Below are 17,392 nucleotides of genomic sequence, written 5' to 3'. Positions count from 1 at the left end.
CACAACGGGGAAAGAGGCACTACCGGAATACTACGAGGAAACACTGCACAGGGCGCAGTATGCTAAAAGCTAGAGCGCACAGCAAGGTTTCTTGCACTCTGGGGGAAAATCAGCGCCATCTGGCCAGACGACTGTTTCAAGTTCCGCATCTACGCAGAGCTTAGCAAACTCATCTAGATCCTTCAACGGCCCGAACATCGGCCCATTAGAACTGAGCTTAGATCTGCAATGCCGCGCTTGCCATCATTAGGAGCGCAATTCAATCTCTAAAAGAGTATGAGGATTTGGGGCAGCGAGACAAACGGATACACGAGAACCTTCCTACGATTTTGAAAGAAATGTTGCGGGGCGATCCGAGTAAGGGACTGGGTAAAGCGGAAGCCCTTCGCCAGTGGTAAGGGGGTAGGCAGTCCCTTGGACGGATTGCTTTAACCGCAACCCGATACCCCCGATACCCTTCTGCTTTCCCCGCCGGACTCAAGCTCGGGACGGGTCGGTTATACTCTGCACCCTTCACCGGTTTCAGCCTCCAGCCCGTTTTCCAACTACGCAGTTTTCCACTCAAGATGCTTGACAAGAACTACAACCCCCAGCAAATCGAACAGTCCTGGTACCAGCGCTGGGAGTCCGCCGGCTATTTCGCGCCTCAATCCAGCCCCAGTTCAACACCCGATCCGGAGCGCGACGGCGCGTCCGAACAGCCCTACTGCATCATGATCCCGCCGCCCAATGTGACGGGCAGTCTGCACATGGGGCATGGGTTCAACAACACCGTGATGGATACGCTGATCCGCTATCGGCGGATGACAGGCGAGCAGACGCTGTGGCAGCCGGGGACGGATCATGCCGGCATCGCCACCCAAATGGTGGTTGAGCGTCAGCTCGGGGCCGAGGGCAAGACCCGTCATGATCTCGGCCGCGAGGCATTTATTGAGCGCGTGTGGGACTGGAAGGCCGAATCCGGCGGGCAGATCACTCAGCAGTTGCGCCGGCTCGGCTCCTCGCTCGACTGGGCGCATGAGCGCTTCACGATGGACGAGGGGCTATCGACTGCGGTGCGCGAGGTCTTCGTGCGTCTGTTCGAGGAAGGCTTGATCTATCGCGGCAAGCGGCTGGTGAACTGGGATCCCATCCTGCACACCGCCGTGTCAGATCTCGAAGTGCTGTCGGAGGAAGAATCCGGCCATCTGTGGGACATCCGTTACCCGCTGACCAATGGCACCGGGCATCTGACTGTCTCGACTACCCGTCCTGAGACCCTGCTTGGCGACTGCGCCGTGGCGGTCAACCCAGAGGACGAGCGTTACAAGCATCTGATCGGCGAGTTCGTTGAACTGCCGCTGACCGGGCGGCGTATTCCGGTCATCGCCGACTCACATGCCGATCCGGAGCTTGGCACCGGCTGCGTAAAGATCACCCCGGCGCATGACTTCAACGACCACGAGGTCTGGCTGCGCCATCGCGACGAGACCGCGATAGCCGATCAGCCCCATGGCGGCTTGATCAATGTGCTGACTGCGAGCGCCGCGATTCGCGAGAACACCCCGGAGGAAGGCGCGCTGATTCCGCCGAACTATGTCGGCCTCGACCGCTATGAGGCACGCAAGCGGATTCTCGCCGATCTCGACGCCGCCGGTCTGCTAGCCGAAACCCGCGACCACCGGCTGATGGTGCCGCGCGGCGACCGCTCCAGCGCCGTGATCGAGCCTTTCCTAACCGACCAATGGTATGTGCGCGTCGCCCCGCTGGCCGAGCCGGCCATGCGCGCGGTTGAGGACGGGCGCATTCGCTTCTATCCAGACAACTGGAAGAACACCTATTTTGAATGGATGCGCAACATCCAGGACTGGTGCATCAGCCGCCAGATCTGGTGGGGCCATCGCATCCCGGCCTGGTACGATGCCGATGGCAACATCTACGTCGGTCGCAACGAGGCCGAGGTGCGCGAACGCCACAGCCTGGCTGCCGAGCTTGAGCTAATCCAGGACCCGGACGTGCTCGACACCTGGTTCAGCTCCGCGCTCTGGCCCTTCTCGACGCTGGGCTGGCCGGAACAGACCGAACGCCTGCAAACCTTCTACCCCACCGCGGTGCTGATTACCGGCTTCGACATCATCTTCTTCTGGGTCGCACGGATGATCATGATGGGCATGAAGTTCATGGACGCCGTGCCCTTCCGCGACGTTTATATCCATGGCCTGGTGCGCGATGCCCAGGGCAACAAGATGTCCAAGTCCAAGGGCAATGTGCTTGACCCCATTGACCTGATTGACGGCATCGAACTCGAACCCCTGGTCGAGAAGCGCACCCGCGGGCTGATGCAGCCCCACATCGCCGAGAAGATCGCCAAGCAAACCCGTAAGGACTACCCCGACGGCATCCCGAGCTTCGGCACCGACGCGTTGCGCTTTACCTTCGCCGCACTCGCCTCCACCGGGCGCGACATCAAGTTTGATCTCGGGCGCATCGAGGGCTATCGCAACTTCTGCAACAAGCTCTGGAACGCTGCGCGCTTCATTCTGATGAATACCGAGGGGCAGGACTGCGGTACCCCAGCCCAGCCAGGCAAGCCGGAGGAGCCGGTCGAACTGACCGCCGCCGACCGCTGGATTCGCACGCGGCTGAACGCCACCACCGTGCAAGTGCGCGGCGCACTGGAGAACTACCGCCTCGACCTCGCCGCCCAGGCGCTGTATGAATTCACCTGGAGTCACTTTTGCGATTGGTATCTGGAGCTGTGCAAACCGGTGCTGAACAATCCGGAGGCGAGCGATGCGACCAAGCGCGGCACCCGCCAGACCCTGGTGCGCACGCTCGAGGCCCTGCTGCGCCTCATGCACCCCATCATGCCCTTCATCACCGAGGAGATCTGGCAGAAGGTGCATGAATTGGCCGGCCAGCCGGGCGAGACCATCATGCTCGCGCCCTACCCTGCCGCTGATTCAAAACTGGCCGACTCCGAAGCCGATATCGGGGCCAGCGCCGAAATCGAATGGGTGCAGGCTTTTATCCTTGGCGTGCGCCGCATCAAGGGCGAGATGAACATCCCGCCGGGCAAACCACTGCCGGTGCTGATCGCCAATGCCAGCGAGACGGATCGCAATCGCCTCACATCGGCCCGCGCTTATCTGGATTTCCTCGCCCGCACCGAGTCCATCACCCTGCTCGATGATGAAAGCCAGGCACCCGAGGCCGCCATCGCCCTGGTCGGCGAGATGAAAATCCTCATTCCCATGGCTGGGTTGATCGACAAGGACGCCGAGCTCGCGCGACTGGACAAGGAAATCGCCAAGCTCGGGGCTGACATCAAGCGCATTGGTGGCAAGCTGGAAAACCCTAACTTTCGCGACAAGGCCCCGGCCGCAGTGGTCGAGAAGGAACGCCAGCGTCTCGCCGAGCAACAAGCCGCGCTCGCACAGCTGCAATCTCAACGCGATCGCATCGGGCGGCTTTAAGCGATTTGCGGAAACAGGCCATCACCGGCTTTGATCTCGCAGTGATTAAACGTCATGCTATAGCCTAGCTGTCCAGCCATTAAGCGATCTTGAATGCCACATCAGAATTCATCGTGAACCTCCAGCCCACACGCCAAACTCGTGGGACAAGTGCCCGCCAAATCTCCACCGTGACGGTGGTTGACTCGCTTGCCGAAATTACCCGCTATCAGGATCGGGAACTCCTCGAGCGCAGCCTGGCCATTACCCTGTCGGAGCTCTTTCCAGCGGAAACCTTCAGGCTGTTCCGGATCGCCATGGCCGAGGACAGAATCCGAGCTGCGCTGGCCGCATACTCCCACGATGGGGTGATTGTCTCAGACCTGCATCAAGAACAGAGTCAGCTCAGCGAGCCACTGACCGAAGCCGTCGCCGAAGCCATTGACACTCGCGCAGTGGTCGAGCAGCCGGACCGACGCGAAGGCCTGATCAACCTTATCTATCCGCTTTACGACAAGCACGACGAGGTTTCCGGGGTTCTAATACAGCTGACGCCCGGCCCTGGCTTTAATAACCAGCGGCTCACCTACGGGCTACTGCGCATCTACTCGAACTACCTCGCGCTGCTTGAAGAAAGTCACCGCGACCGCCTCACCAACCTGCTGAACCGCCAAACGCTCGACACCGAAGTCACCAAGCGCATCATCGGCTATGCACAACGCAGTGACACGTCCTATGCCAAGCGCCGTGATGCGGACAAGTCGCTTGCCTGGCTTGCGATCGTAGACGCCGACCACTTCAAGCGCATCAATGACAACTGGGGGCATCTCTATGGCGATGAGGTATTGATCCTACTCGCGCGACTACTCGAGCGGATCTTTCGCCAGGAGGATTTGATTTTCCGCTTCGGCGGCGAGGAGTTCGTCGTGCTCTTCCATGCGCCCGACGCAGAAACCGCCATTAAGGTCTGCGAACGCGCGCGCCAGACAATTGCCGACAACAACTTCCCAACCGTCGGCCAGGTCACCGTCAGCATCGGGGCAACCCAGATTCGCGATCAGGAGGGTGTGTCCATGGTCATCGACGAAGCCGACAAGGCACTTTATTACGCCAAGGAGCAGGGCCGCGACCAGGTGCATTTTTATGGCGACCTGATCGCACAGGGAAAGATCACGGCCCAAGTGCCGGTTGACGGCGGCGCGGTGGATTTCTTTTAACCAGCCGCCGTCTTTTGATGCTGCCGGCGATTAGAACCCCGTCACGATCAGGACACTGCCTGGTAGTAGAGATTCTGCGGATGCTGGGCTTCGGCGAAGAAATACCAGCGCTCGGCGACCAGACCGAGGTATTGAACCAGAAACGCCACAATCGGCAGAGTTGGCGACTTGGTCATATACGCCAGGCCAATCAGCAGCACCGGCACCGGAAACACTAGCACCATAAACAATACGCGGACAACCGCCAGCGTCGCTGAAGCGCGATGATGAAAGAACTCGCGCGTGTTGAAGGAACCGGCCGAGAACCCCTGGGACTTTTGGGCGATATCGCGATGGCGCACGCCAATCGCGGTCTTGAGGTTACTGCGATATTTGAGGTGACGGTTGCGCAGCAACGAGGCGCCACGCGATAAGAAGGCAATGGCGGTAAAGATAACCGACCAGGTACCGAAGAAGGTCACCAGATCATTCTCCAGATAGGCCGAATAAGCCGCTGCCAGCATAAAGCCCGACGCCAGCCCAAAGAAGGTGAAGTTAGCTACCGTCAGCGGCGTGGCCCATTCCTGCAGGAACTTCACGCTGGCATAGATCATGGCCGTGGAGACAAAGAGCGCAAAGGCCACCACCGCGCCCAGTACACCGACCAACAGGCTCGCATCCACCGGCAGGGCGTTATCTCCGGCCACGACGAAGGGGTCGGTCCAGCCCATCCATTGAATCAGACCAAAGATCGCGACCAGCCCCATCAGCATCGGCAGCACGATGACCTCACGCGAGAGCCAGGAGGTGCGCCATTTCGCCGCCGCCCGCCAGGCACGCTCCGGGCGCCCGAGATGAAAGAATGAAGCAGAGAGCCCCAACACAAGCAGGCTCAGCGCGATCAGGCTGCCGTGAAAATAATAATCCGAGCTCTGAGGGTCGATCAGGTGAATGCGCGAATACACCTGTCCGGTTACCAAGGCCAGAAACATGCCCTGGCCGGCTCCCAGCAGGGTGGTGAGAAAAATAACGGAAAAGGCAGGATGCATGGTCTTGGCCCTGGCACTAAAAAACTTGCTAACGATAAAACGTGATAACGAAACGAATCGCTCGGGACGAAAATTTACCAGGTCACATCCTCGAGCGTCTCCTCGCCGTGGTAGACGGTGATGTCTTCCTTCTGCAGCGGGTTGTCAACACGCTGCAAATCTTCCTCGGTGATATGCATGCGGTTTTTCTGTCGCGGCAGATAATGATTGGCCGGCTGGGTGCCCCACTCCGGCATCAGCGCATAGCCGCCGCGCTCGCGGATGGCGACCGAGACCTCGGAGTCCGGGTCATGCACATCCCCATACAGGCGCGCGCTGGTCGGGCAGGCCATCACGCAAGCGGGTTTGCGCTCGGCCTCCGGCAGGGTCTGATCGCTGATGCGGTCAATGCACAGAGTGCATTTCTTCATCACCTTCTGCTGCTCGTCGAGCTCACGCACACCATAGGGGCAGGCCCAGGAGCAGTATTTGCAGCCAATGCACTTGTCGTAATCGACCAGCACCACGCCATTGTCTTCGCGCTTGTAAGAGGCGCCCGTCGGACAGACCGGCACGCAGGGCGGGTCCTCGCAGTGCAGGCAGCTCTTGGGAAAGTGCACCGTCTCGGTGTTGGGGTACTGGCCAACCTCGAAAGTTTGCACCCGATTGAAGAAGGTGCCAGTCGGATTGGCGTCATAGGGATTTTCATCCACCATGGGGCCAGCCCAGCCGGAGGTGTTCCATTGCTTGCAGGAGGTCACGCAGGCATGACAGCCCACGCAGACGTTGAGATCGATTACCAGGGCGAGTTGAGTCATCGCGATACCTAAGTCAGTTCATGCGCGGCACACGCCCGCTATTTCTTGCCAAATACGCCAGCGACGTATGCCTGCCAACGGGTCCGCGAGCGGTTGACCTGTCCAGGCAGAGTCTTCATCGGCGTGAACTGCGGCTCGGTGACCTTCTTCTCATCGGGCCCCGCCGGGTAGATGCGCACCCGCACGTCGAACCAGGCCGCCTGGCCGGTTAGAGGGTCGGAGTTCGATAGCACCTGACCGCCATCGCTGTGCACCACCGGCAGTTCCTCGCCGATCACATGGTTGAGCAGGAAGCCTTTCTTGGACTCATCGGCATTGGCGCTCAGCCCCCAAGCGCCGGCCCCCTTGCCGATGGCATTCCAGGTCCAGACAGTGCCGGGCTCGACGGCCTCGGAATAGCGGCACATGCACTTGACGCGGTTGAGATGCGACTCGACCCAGATCCAGTCGCCATCCTTGATGCCCTGGGCAATGGCCACCTTGGGATTGACGAACAGGTAATTGTGGCTGTGCAACTGCCGCAGCCAGGCGTTCTGGCTATCCCAACTGTGGTACATGGCCATTGGCCGCTGTGTCAGCGCCGTCAGCGGATACTGGTCTTTGTCGACCCGTTGGGCTTCGAGCGGCTCGTAGAAAAACGGCAGCGGATCGAAAAAGGTCTCGACGCGCTCCCGGTAGCGCTCGGGCGGGCGCCGGCCCTGCCATTTGCCCTGGGCGGCGGCGCGAAACCGCTGCAGCACCTCGGAGTAGATGTGGATCTGGATGGGCTCCGCCCATTTAGTCAAGCCATGGGCGCGCGCCCAGTGCAGGTAGCCCTTGTTCCAGTTACGCATGAACTGGTAACTGCGCGGGAGCTCGTGGTGGAAGAAGCAATGGTTGGCCGCGTACTGCTCCCACTGGTTGGGGTTAGGCTCGCCTTTCAGCGCCTTGTCGCCGAACTTGCCGCGGTAGCCGGCGAGAAAGCCGATACCAGAGCCTGGCGATGTCTCGTAGTTAACGACAAAGTCGCGATAATTGCGGAACTTAGCCGTGCCATCCTCATTGGTAAAGGCCGGCAGCCCGAGCCGGCCGCCCAGCTCGATGATCACATCCTGGAACGGTCGACACTCGCCTTTCGGCGGCAGCACCGGCAGGCGCACGGCATCAACCGGGCCGTCGAACTCCGAGATGGGCCGGTCGAGCATCGAGAGCACGTCATGGCGCTCCAGATAGGTAGTATCCGGCAGGACGAGATCGGCAAAGGCCACGGTCTCGGACGAGTAGGTGTCACACACGACCAGGAAGGGAATCTTGTACTCGCCGTTTTCATGCTGGTCGACCAGCATTTTGCGTGCCTCGACGGTATTCATCGAGGAGTTCCAGGCCATGTTGGCCATGAACAAAAACAGCGTGTCGATTGGGTAAGGATCACCGCGCCAGGCGTTGGTGATGACATTGTGCATCAGGCCATGGGCGGCGAGCGGGTACTCCCACGAAAACGCCTTGTCGATGCGCACCGGCTCGCCGTCGGCATCCACAAACAGGTCCTCTGGCCGCGCCGGCCAGCCGAGTGGAAGACCGTCGAGCGGGGTGTTCGGCTGCACCGCATCCGGGCTGTTAGGTGGCTTGGGGCACGGCGGGATTGGCTTGGGGAAAGGCGCCTTGTGGCGGAAACCGCCAGGCCGATCAATGGTACCGAGCACCGTCATCAGGATGCTGAGCGCGCGAATGGTCTGGAAACCATTGGAATGGGCCGCCAGCCCGCGCATCGAATGGAAAGCAACGGGGTTGCCGGTGACCGAGGCATGCTCCTTGTCCCAGGCATCGGTCCAGCTGATGGGCAGCTCGATTTTATGATCGCGCGCCATGATGCCCATCTCGTGCGCCAGGCGGATGATGGTCTCGACCGGAATGCCGGTGATACCCGAGGCCCATTCAGCGGTGTGCGGTTCAACCCGCTCCTTAAGCAACTGGAAAGAGGTCTTGACCGGCGTACCGTCCTTCATGGTGTAGGCGCCGAGCAGGCGCGGATCGGCGCCCTCGGTGTGGGAAATAACCTCGCCTTTGTTGCGGTCCCACCAGAACTTGTCCTGCGGATCGGTACAGCCGCGCGTCACGTCGAGCGACAGATCGCGGTAGAACATGCCGTGATCGTCGCGCGAGGGATCATCGATCACCAGCTCGGCGGCATTGGTGTACTGGATGAGGAAATCACGGTCGAACAGACCGGTCTTCATAATCTCGTTGATCAGCGCGAGGAAGAGCGCGCCATCGGTGCCGGGCTTGATCGGCACCCACTCATCAGCGATGGCACCGTAGCCCGAGCGCACCGGGTTGACGACGATAAAGCGCCCGCCCTGACGCTTGAACTTGGAAATGGCTTTCTTGAGCGGATTGGAGTGGTGGTCCTCCGCCGTGCCGATCATCACGAACAGCTTGGCGTGGTCGAGGTCCGGCCCGCCGAACTCCCAGAAGGAACCACCGATGGTGTAGATCATGCCGGTGGCCATGTTCACCGAGCAGAAACCGCCATGGGCCGCGTAGTTGGGCGTGCCAAACTGCTTGGCGAACATGCCGGTGAGCGCCTGCATCTGATCGCGGCCGGTAAAGAGCGCGAACTTTTTCGGGTCCTCCGCGCGCAGTCGCCCGAGGCGCTCGGTCAGCATGTTCATGGCCTCGTCCCAGGAGATTTCCTCAAACTGAGACTCGCCGCGCTTGGCATTAGCCTTGCGCCGCAGCGGCTTGGTCAGGCGCGCCGGGGACACCTGCTTCATGATGCCCGAGGAGCCTTTGGCGCAGATAATGCCCTGATTCAGCGGGTGATCTGGGTTGCCCTCGATATAGCGTACTTCCCCATCGCGCAGATGCACCCGAATGCCGCAGCGACAGGCGCACATGTAGCAGGTGGTTTCCTTGACTTCATGATGTCCGATGGACGTATCTGAGTGGGCGAGGGGGTCTTTCATGGAGGAAACCCTGATGGCAGCGACGGGAAGGATCGGAAAAGCGGCATATTCTAACGTTCTTCCGCATCAGTTAACAAACCGTAAGCGGACAGGGTTTTTGGCTCGGCTCACATCGTGCAAATAAAAAAGGGCCTTTCGGCCCTTTTTACGGTGGCGGATTGTGACCGCCTTGTCGCGCCTTCGCTGCGAGGGCGCTGCTTTAGTGCATGCTGCTCGGCAGCCAGGCAGAGACGCGCGCGCGCTCCTCGCTGACGTCGATGTCGAAATGCTGGTTGAGGACGTCAAGCGCCTCGTCGAGGTCGGCGCAGCCCCAGTGATCCATCACGACATGATTGTCGCAATCCTCGACATGGTAGCAGTGCTCGGGATCGACGGCGTCATAGCGCAGGCGGTAGCCCGAGCCTGAGGGTTGATCCCACTTGTAACGGGTAATCTCTTGCTGTTCGTCATTCATGAATCTGGTCTCGAAAAGTCAGTGGCGAAAATGTGGCTTTTGGTAGCACTTAATCGTGGCTTATCGGCGCCTGCTTAGTACTTGGCCTGCTCTAAACTTGGGCGGCCTGCACGGCGGAATTTTCTCAGAGGCCATCGTTTCTCAAACATCGCGGCTCTCAAACATCGCGGTTCTCGAACATGGGCGCCAGCGACCTGATACCGCCTGACTGAGCTAAAGCATGCTGCTGGGTCAGTGGATCACGGTGCGACTGCCGCGGGTGTACGCGCCAGAGAGAAAAACGCCGAGCCTACGTCGTATTGTCTGCGATGAACTCAGTTGATGATCTAGGGAAAACCCGAATCGTACAAACCCCAAGCGGCGAAACCGACAATGTTGCGTTGAGGTAACATCTCGATCTCTTGCCCTCAGTCTAGTATGGGTTATTGGTATTGACAACCGGGGAAAACAAGAAAATGAGAAAAAAATCTCAGTATTTACCCCTATTGCTATCCAAGATTACCCGAAAAAGGCATTTGTTGCATAAAGGTTGCAATATTTGCGCTCGCGCAACACCAGGCCAGGCAAAGGAGACTGCCCCGCAGTCGCTGCACTAGCGCCTCGGATACAGAGCGATGATCAACGCCCGAGTCTGAGCGGATCAGCCGGGTCCACGCCAGCCATAAAGGGAACCCGCCTGTCGTTGTGTGTCACCCGATAAATCAGGCCCATCCAGTTACCGACCACGCCCTCTGCGCTGTCATGCCAGGTATTATCGAGCATGGTAGCGATGCGCGATTCCGGAAATTCAGGCGGCGTGCGACCACGATCCAGGTAGCGCTGCACCAGATCGCGGTGCTCAAGCAAGATGGCTTTCGCCTTGGTGTTAAAGAAATGCTCCGGAAAAGGTGGGTAATCCTTGCGCACCCCGCCGATATAGCGCCCGACTTCGCGTTTGTACTCCTTGAGCAGCGAGACCAGGTCGTATTCCGGATGGCCCTGGAACATGACCAGCCGGAAGCCATCATCGCTGACGGCCAGATGCACGCCGGCATTCTGGCTCTCCACCAGCACCCGACAGCCGGCCTCATCGAACTGGCCACGGCTGATCTCATTGAAGCGCGAGTGGGGCACGTCAAACAGCGTATTGACGCTGCTGACCAGCGGGTGGGAGCGTTCCACCACCCGATGCACATAAACGCCCCAGCGCTTCTTCGGCAGGCGCTCGCGCCGCTGGCCGTAACGAAACTGCATCACCGCATGAGTCGCCAGGCAGGAGCACAGAGTTGAGGTGACATGCTCGGTGGCCCAATCCATCACCTCGATCAGCGGCTGCCAGAAGGGTTCGTCGGCCAGATTGGGTTCGGTGACATTGGCACCGGTGACGATCAGGGCGTCGAGCCCCTCGGCCTTGAGCTGGCTGAAGGGCTCATAGTAGCGCTCGATATAGGCCTGCGCCTCATCCGAGCGCCTGAGCCCGTCGAGCGAGAAGGGATGCACGTAGAACTGCGCGATCTGATTGCTCTGCCCAATCAGGCGCAGAAACTGGCGCTCGGTCGCGCGCAGGGCGGCGTCCGGCATCATGTTGAGCAACCCGATATGCAGTTCGCGAATGTCCTGCTGCACGGCATGATCGCCGGGAACAATGTTCTGGCCTTCTTCGCGCAGGCGCTCGAAGGCGGGCAACTGGTTATGAGCAACAAGCGGCATGAACGTAAGTCCTCAGATGGCTGGGGGTTCTGGCTCAGATTCAGGCTCGGCTTCTTTGCGCACGATGGCAGCAGCGAGCAGATCGATGAAGTCCTGCTCGTCGCGCACTTGCGCAACCTCTTTCGAGCTCACGGTATAGCCATGCGGACGCGCGATCGCCTCGTAGCGCGGGACCCGGGAGTGGAACAAGCGCGGGAAAACCCAGCGGGTAAAGTCGTTCGGGTCGATATCGGCGACGTACTCGAGTTGGCGCTCGGCGAGATAGTCCTTGACTGCGGAGAGCAGGAAGTCGGGGCGAAAATACAGCGGCTTGGGATCGGCCTGGGCGCGCTCGATGAGCTTGATTTCGTCTTCCTGCGGGACCTTTATATAGAGAATGAGCGTGTGGCGTGCGAGCAGATCGATGATTTCGGGCGCATCGAGCTCGCACAGGCTGCCGCCGACATCATTGACGAAGTGCTGGTAACCGTAGATTTCCCCTGCCTTCTCAATGAAGCTCGGCACATCGCGCATGGCTTGGATCTCGGCATCGCGATACAGGGCCTGGCGGCGAGTGAATTCCTTCAGCCCCATGCCGCCTTTGTCCGGGTCGCCAAGCTGGCCGACGAAGCTAAGCACCGGGCCTAAGTCGGAGACCTTGATGTTGTTTTTGATAGCGATCCAGTCGCGCCGAAGCAGATCACGCAGGAAGGGTACCTGCATCGCCTGGCTTTTAATCAGGTCCAGAATCGGCTCGTCGAGATAGCGGGTGCCGATGCGATAGTCGCCGGAGTAATGAAACCAGTCGTTACGGCGCAACAGGGCCGACAGATAGGTCTTGCCGACTCCGGACATGCCAAGCAGGGTGACCCGTCGGTTAGGCCACTGGTGGAAAGATTCCAGGGTGAATTTCAACTTTTGGGGCTCCTGAGTGCTCCGGTAAAGACATGAGATTTCCTGCTCAACCCGATGCGCAGGCTTCCCGCTTTTCCTCCAGCAGTTCCCAACGCGCGTAGCGGTCGGTCAGCTCCTGCTTGACGGCCTCTAGCCGGGCGCTGGCCTCCGCGACTTTGGCTTGGGCATCGCTGCGCTGATAGAGCGACGGGTCGGCGAGTTGTTGCTCGAGGGTCTGTTGCTCCTGCTCCAATGCCTCGATTTGCGCAGGTAATGCGTCGAGTTCGCGCTGGTCTTTATAACCAAGTTTGGTTGAGGTGCGCTTGGCCGGCGGTTTGCTGGCAGTCTCCGCCTTGTTCGATGAGTCTTGGCGCGCGCGCTGCTCTGACGTTGAAGCCTGGCGCTGGCGCAGCCAGTCCTGGTAGCCGCCGACGTACTCGACCACCTGGCCGGGGGCCTCGAACACCAGGGTTGAGGTCACCAGGTTATCGAGCAGCTCACGGTCGTGACTGACGATCAGCAGGGTGCCATCGAACTCGTGCAGGCGCTCCTCGAGCAGTTCCAGGGTTTCGGCGTCGAGGTCATTCGTGGGCTCGTCGAGCACCAATAGATTAGCCGGCAGGGTGAAGAGCTTGGCGAGCAGCAGGCGGTTGCGCTCGCCGCCAGACAGGGCCGAGACCGGCTGGCGCGCGCGATCGGGTTCGAACAGGAAATCCTTGAGATAACCAAGCACGTGCTGGCTGCTGCCGGCGATCTCGATGCGCTCGCGCCCGCCGGCGAGGTTGTCGCAAACGCTTAAGCTTGGATTGAGCTGGGCGCGCAGTTGGTCGAAATAAGCGATTTGCAGCCGGGTGCCGCGGCGGATGTTTCCGCTGCTAGGCTCGAGCTCGCCGAGCAGCAGTTTGAGCAGAGTGGTCTTGCCGGCGCCATTGGGACCGATGATGCCGACGCGGTCGCCGCGCAGGATGGTGGTGTTCAATCCACTAACAATAGGCCCACTCACAATCGGCCCACTGTCAACGGGCGAGCCGTCCCAGGTGAAGCTGAGAGCTTCCGTCTCCACCACCAACTTGCCGCTGCGCTCGCCGCTATCGATGCGCAGACGCGCCTGGCCGCCGCGCTCGCGTCTGTCCTGGCGGTCGCTGCGCATGGCCTGCAGTGCGCGCACTCGCCCCTCGTTGCGGGTGCGCCGTGCTTGCACGCCCTGGCGAATCCACACCTCCTCGGCGGCGAGCTTTTTGTCGAAACGGGCGCGCTCAAGGTCTTCGGCATGCCAGCGTTCTTCGCGTCGGCGCAGATAGTTGGCATAATCGCCCGGCCAGTCGGTCAGCTGACCACGGTCGAGCTCCAGAATTCGAGTGGCAAGCCGGCGCAGAAAACGCCTGTCATGGGTGATAAACAGCAGCGCACCGCGAAAGCCGAGCAGAAATTCCTCAAGCCATTCAATGGCCTCGATGTCCAGATGGTTGGTCGGCTCATCAAGCAACAGCAGGTCAGGCTCGCGCACCAGGGCTTGGGCCAGCAGCACCCGTCGGCGCCAGCCGCCGGAGAGGTCGCCATAACGCGCCTCGGCATCCAATCCCAAGCGGGTGATGACCCGCTCGGCGCGCTGTTCCAGCTCCCAACCACCGTCGGCTTCTAATCTGTGTTGAATCGCGGCCAAGCGCTCGAGTGCCTCTGCCTCCTCCCCAGTTCCCGGTTGAGGATCAGGTCCCCGCCCAGTGCCTGCGCTGGGTTGCACTTTCTCAGCTTCGCCGCTGCTTGCACGCGCCCCCTCCTCAGTGCCGACACGAGCGCTCAGGGCATGGCTTAGGCGATGGTATTCAGCGACCAGCGCCCCAAGATTGCCAAGGCCGGCGGCGACCACCTCAAGCACACTCTCATCGCCACCAAGGGGGGCCTCCTGCGCCAGCTTGGCGGCCCGCTGCCTGGGGTCGAGCCGGACTTCCCCGCTATCGGCTTGAAGTTCGCCGGCGATGATTCTAAGAAGCGTCGACTTGCCCGCCCCGTTGCGACCAAGCAGGCACACCCGCTCGCCCGCTTCCAGGTCGAGATCGACGCCATCGAGCAGGGGCTCGGCACCATAGGCCAGGGACAGGTTGCGCAGAGACAACAGCGGCATCAGCGTTCAACTACAAGGGTTGCACAAACCCGAATGGGCTTAACAAACCCGGCATGATAGCGCAGAAGGAACCTGCTGCGCCTTGCAATGCCGCGAGGCATCTGCCGCGGTTCTTCTGCTTGATGTCAGGGCCGCACGCGGTCAATTGAGGGCAACAGCGGGCGCGAAATCCGGTAAACTTCGCTCAACGCGAGGACATGCAGCCGTCCAGCGCGAAATTGCAATGATCAGACGCATTTCGCGCATTGCCGCCGGCGATGCCAAAACAACAGGAACATCAGTACAGGGGCATTGAATCCCAATGAGCAAGCCCGTCAGCTTACGCGAAGCCTGGGCCGGAGAGGCCGACTGCCGCAATTGCGCCCTGCGCGCCTCGGCACTCTTCGCCGGCCTTCAGGAAAAGGACTTCGAGACAATTCACGATCCTATCGATCAGTTCAGCCTCAAGCCGGGCACCGCGCTCTACCAAACCGGCGATCACGGCGAGTTCATGTTCACCATCCGCTCCGGCGCGCTGAAGTTGGTCCAGTACCTGGCCGATGGCAGCCAGCGCATTGTGCGCATTGTGCGCGGCAGCGATGTGCTCGGTCTGGAAGCCATGCTGGGGGAAGGTTATCACCACGATGCCATCGCCCTGCAGCCGACCGAGGTATGCCGCTTCCCCACCCGCACGGTGCAAAAGCTCTCCGAAGAGAACCCCGGTCTGCACCGTGAACTGATGTCGCGCTGGCAGCATGCGCTGAACGAGGCCGATGCCTGGCTCACGGAACTGTCCACCGGCTCGGCGCGCCAGCGCGTCGCCCGCCTGCTGCTGCGCCTGGTGCGCGATCGCGAGTCGAGCGAATGCCAGCTGTTCAGCCGCGAGGACATGGGGGCCATGCTCGGCATCACGACAGAGACGGCCAGCCGCACCATTGCCGGCTTCAAGCGCGAGAGCCTGATCGTCGAGTCACGCACCAACAATTTTTTGCTCGACATCGCCAACCTGCGCCGTATTGCCGAGGACTGAAGAACGCGCGGGTTTCAGCTTGCACCGCCTGTTTTTCAAGCGGCATCAGCCACCTTGGCGCCCACGGCGAAGTCCTTGCCGCCCCGTTGACTCCCCCATTCCGGACGCGCGCCATTGCGCCATTTCAATGCGCGAATCCTCGCCGTCTGATTACCCTGCCGCCTGACCTCAGGCTCATGGTTCCGGTCACCCCGGAATGAACCCATGAAATCCGTCATGAAGGCCAGCGCTGAAACAGACCCCTGCTCATCGAAACCAACGCCATGACCACTGCTTCCGCATCATCCGCCGCCCCCAATCAGCCAGACCCGGCAGCGGCCAGTCAAGCCGCCTCGACAGCGCGCGAGCCTCGACTCAAGCACTTTCCGGTTGCCTTCTTTGCCATCGTCATGGGGCTGACCGGGGTCTCCATCGCCTGGCACAAGGCACAGAGCACCTTCGGCATTCCGGTCGATATGGCCGGCGGACTACTCGGTGTAGCCATCGCGGTGTTCGCGTTCGCGCTGCTGCTCTACCTGGTCAAGCTGCTGCGCTTTCCGCAAGCGGTAATGAAAGAGCTCGGTAACCCGGTGCAGCTCAATTTCGTCCCGACCATTTCCATCAGCCTGCTGCTACTCAGTATTGCCCTGCTAGATTCTGCACCGGCAGTCGCGCAAGTGCTGTGGATGCTGGGCACCGCCATCCATCTGGTGTTAACCATCTATGTGATGAGTGCCTGGATGCACCAGGAGCATTTCGAGGTACACCACATCAACCCGGCCTGGTTCATCCCCATCGTCGGCAATGTGCTGGTCCCCATCGCCGGTGTGCCCCTGGGTTATGCCGAGTTGTCATGGTTCTTCTTCAGCATCGGCATGCTGTTCTGGCTGGTGCTGCTCACCATCATCATCTATCGCATGTTATTTCATCACCCGCTGCCGGAGCGGCTGATGCCGACCTTGTTCATTCTCATCGCCCCGCCTGCGGTCGGCTTTATCGCCTACGCGCGCCTGAGCGGACTGATGGAAGCCGGCAGTCCGGATGCCTTCGCCCGCATCCTCTACTACAGCGGGCTTTTTCTCACCCTGCTGCTGGCGACGCAGATCGGGCGTTTCCTGCGCATTCAGTTCTACCTGTCCTGGTGGGCTTACTCCTTCCCGCTCGCGGCGATCACCATCGCAACCCTAATGATGTACGAACTGACCGGCCTGCAGACCTTCGCCATCATTGGCTGGGTACTGCTCGCGGCCGTCACTCTAGTAGTGCTCTTCTTGCTGTTTCGCACCGCGCAGGCCATCGGCGCCAAGCAGATCTGCATGCCGCATGTTTAAACACCATTCCCCAAACAACCGCTCTTGAAGCTGCCGGCTGTCAAAGCGCTCTCCCGGGAGCAGGACGCACACAGGCGATGAAAAACCAGTTATTGTTCGAAAAATATCCGCTCTTTGTGATGGAAATCGGCCGCGATGAGACCGACTTCGACTCGGTCGACGCCATCTGCGACTACCTGCACGAGCGCATCGAGGCCCACCGCTGCGCGCATTTCATCGCCGTTTTCGATCACTACGCCCATACCTGCCGCCTGCCAGAAGGTCAGATCGACAGCGACATCCTGGCCGCGAAAAACATCATCTTCTGCTTCGGCCTTGCCCTGCCCTGCCCTGAAGCCCTGGCCGTGCGCCCGCGCTCCATCGGCGTGGCGGAGACCACCAACGGATTTATGATCAGCTTTATGGAAACCCCCATGCCCATCGCCAACACCGCGATGGAAGACTGGGCCGAGAGCCTCAGACGGGGCCAAGCCAACGACGACCGTCCCAACGGCCACTAAACCAATCCCACCCC

At 60.5% G+C, this 17,392-nt stretch carries 12 protein-coding genes; 5 read left to right on the top strand and 7 right to left on the bottom strand.

Annotated elements, in window-relative coordinates; translation table 11 throughout:
- Window positions 1–566: 566 nt before the first annotated feature.
- Window positions 567–3,455 (top strand): valine--tRNA ligase, encoded by a 2,889-nt coding sequence (locus Thiosp_RS07890; protein ID WP_201064246.1) that lies wholly within the window; start codon window positions 567–569, stop codon window positions 3,453–3,455.
- Window positions 3,456–3,625: 170 nt separating this feature from the next.
- A complete protein-coding gene (locus Thiosp_RS07885; protein ID WP_201064240.1) occupies window positions 3,626–4,651 on the top strand; it encodes a GGDEF domain-containing protein in 1,026 nt (341 codons plus the stop codon).
- Between the two features lie 47 nt (window positions 4,652–4,698).
- Here the strand turns inward: Thiosp_RS07885 and soeC are convergent, their stop codons facing one another.
- The 7 genes from soeC to Thiosp_RS07850 all read right to left on the bottom strand — a co-directional run bounded on the left by soeC (window position 4,699) and on the right by Thiosp_RS07850 (window position 14,559).
- Complete coding sequence (gene soeC, locus Thiosp_RS07880; RefSeq protein WP_201064237.1) at window positions 4,699–5,679, bottom strand: sulfite dehydrogenase subunit SoeC; 981 nt, start codon at window positions 5,677–5,679, stop codon at window positions 4,699–4,701.
- A gap of 74 nt (window positions 5,680–5,753) precedes the next feature.
- On the bottom strand, window positions 5,754–6,476 hold the full coding sequence (gene soeB / locus Thiosp_RS07875; RefSeq protein ID WP_201064232.1) for a sulfite dehydrogenase subunit SoeB: 723 nt from the start codon (window positions 6,474–6,476) through the stop codon (window positions 5,754–5,756).
- Between the two features lie 38 nt (window positions 6,477–6,514).
- Window positions 6,515–9,421: a sulfite dehydrogenase subunit SoeA gene (gene soeA, locus Thiosp_RS07870; RefSeq protein WP_201064230.1), complete on the bottom strand. Its 2,907-nt coding sequence runs from the start codon at window positions 9,419–9,421 to the stop codon at window positions 6,515–6,517.
- Between the two features lie 199 nt (window positions 9,422–9,620).
- Window positions 9,621–9,875: a hypothetical protein gene (locus Thiosp_RS07865; protein WP_201064228.1), complete on the bottom strand. Its 255-nt coding sequence runs from the start codon at window positions 9,873–9,875 to the stop codon at window positions 9,621–9,623.
- A gap of 618 nt (window positions 9,876–10,493) precedes the next feature.
- Window positions 10,494–11,564: a homoserine O-succinyltransferase MetA gene (gene metA / locus Thiosp_RS07860; protein ID WP_201064226.1), complete on the bottom strand. Its 1,071-nt coding sequence runs from the start codon at window positions 11,562–11,564 to the stop codon at window positions 10,494–10,496.
- A gap of 12 nt (window positions 11,565–11,576) precedes the next feature.
- Window positions 11,577–12,458 (bottom strand): ATPase, encoded by an 882-nt coding sequence (locus Thiosp_RS07855; RefSeq protein WP_201064224.1) that lies wholly within the window; start codon window positions 12,456–12,458, stop codon window positions 11,577–11,579.
- A gap of 46 nt (window positions 12,459–12,504) precedes the next feature.
- Window positions 12,505–14,559: an ATP-binding cassette domain-containing protein gene (locus tag Thiosp_RS07850; protein WP_201064223.1), complete on the bottom strand. Its 2,055-nt coding sequence runs from the start codon at window positions 14,557–14,559 to the stop codon at window positions 12,505–12,507.
- Between the two features lie 301 nt (window positions 14,560–14,860).
- Between Thiosp_RS07850 and Thiosp_RS07845 the strand changes: the two genes are divergently transcribed.
- The 3 genes from Thiosp_RS07845 (at window position 14,861) to Thiosp_RS07835 (ending at window position 17,378) form a co-directional block, all read left to right on the top strand.
- The gene (locus tag Thiosp_RS07845; RefSeq protein WP_201064218.1) at window positions 14,861–15,568 is read left to right on the top strand and encodes a Crp/Fnr family transcriptional regulator; all 708 of its coding nucleotides are present in this window, start codon (window positions 14,861–14,863) and stop codon (window positions 15,566–15,568) included.
- A 263-nt stretch (window positions 15,569–15,831) separates the two neighbouring features.
- Window positions 15,832–16,878, top strand: a complete 1,047-nt coding sequence (locus tag Thiosp_RS07840; protein ID WP_201064216.1) for an SLAC1 anion channel family protein — start codon at window positions 15,832–15,834, stop codon at window positions 16,876–16,878.
- Window positions 16,879–16,955: 77 nt separating this feature from the next.
- On the top strand, window positions 16,956–17,378 hold the full coding sequence (locus Thiosp_RS07835; RefSeq protein WP_201064214.1) for a DUF6858 family protein: 423 nt from the start codon (window positions 16,956–16,958) through the stop codon (window positions 17,376–17,378).
- Window positions 17,379–17,392 lie beyond the last annotated feature (14 nt).

The sequence above is a fragment of the Thiorhodovibrio litoralis genome, from assembly GCF_033954455.1.
Lineage (GTDB): Bacteria > Pseudomonadota > Gammaproteobacteria > Chromatiales > Chromatiaceae > Thiorhodovibrio > Thiorhodovibrio litoralis.
Note: the sequence above shows the minus strand (reverse complement) of the source record. Positions and strands in the feature narration are given on the sequence as shown.

Coding starts and splice junctions, on each gene's coding strand:
- Thiosp_RS07890 (WP_201064246.1), top strand. CDS start 567: ATGCTTGACAAGAACTACAACCCCCAGCAAATCGAACAGTCCTGGTAC.
- metA (WP_201064226.1), bottom strand. CDS start 11,564: ATGCCGCTTGTTGCTCATAACCAGTTGCCCGCCTTCGAGCGCCTGCGC.
- Thiosp_RS07850 (WP_201064223.1), bottom strand. CDS start 14,559: ATGCCGCTGTTGTCTCTGCGCAACCTGTCCCTGGCCTATGGTGCCGAG.
- Thiosp_RS07845 (WP_201064218.1), top strand. CDS start 14,861: ATGAGCAAGCCCGTCAGCTTACGCGAAGCCTGGGCCGGAGAGGCCGAC.
- soeB (WP_201064232.1), bottom strand. CDS start 6,476: ATGACTCAACTCGCCCTGGTAATCGATCTCAACGTCTGCGTGGGCTGT.
- soeC (WP_201064237.1), bottom strand. CDS start 5,679: ATGCATCCTGCCTTTTCCGTTATTTTTCTCACCACCCTGCTGGGAGCC.
- Thiosp_RS07840 (WP_201064216.1), top strand. CDS start 15,832: ATGACCACTGCTTCCGCATCATCCGCCGCCCCCAATCAGCCAGACCCG.
- Thiosp_RS07865 (WP_201064228.1), bottom strand. CDS start 9,875: ATGAATGACGAACAGCAAGAGATTACCCGTTACAAGTGGGATCAACCC.
- Thiosp_RS07835 (WP_201064214.1), top strand. CDS start 16,956: ATGAAAAACCAGTTATTGTTCGAAAAATATCCGCTCTTTGTGATGGAA.
- soeA (WP_201064230.1), bottom strand. CDS start 9,421: ATGAAAGACCCCCTCGCCCACTCAGATACGTCCATCGGACATCATGAA.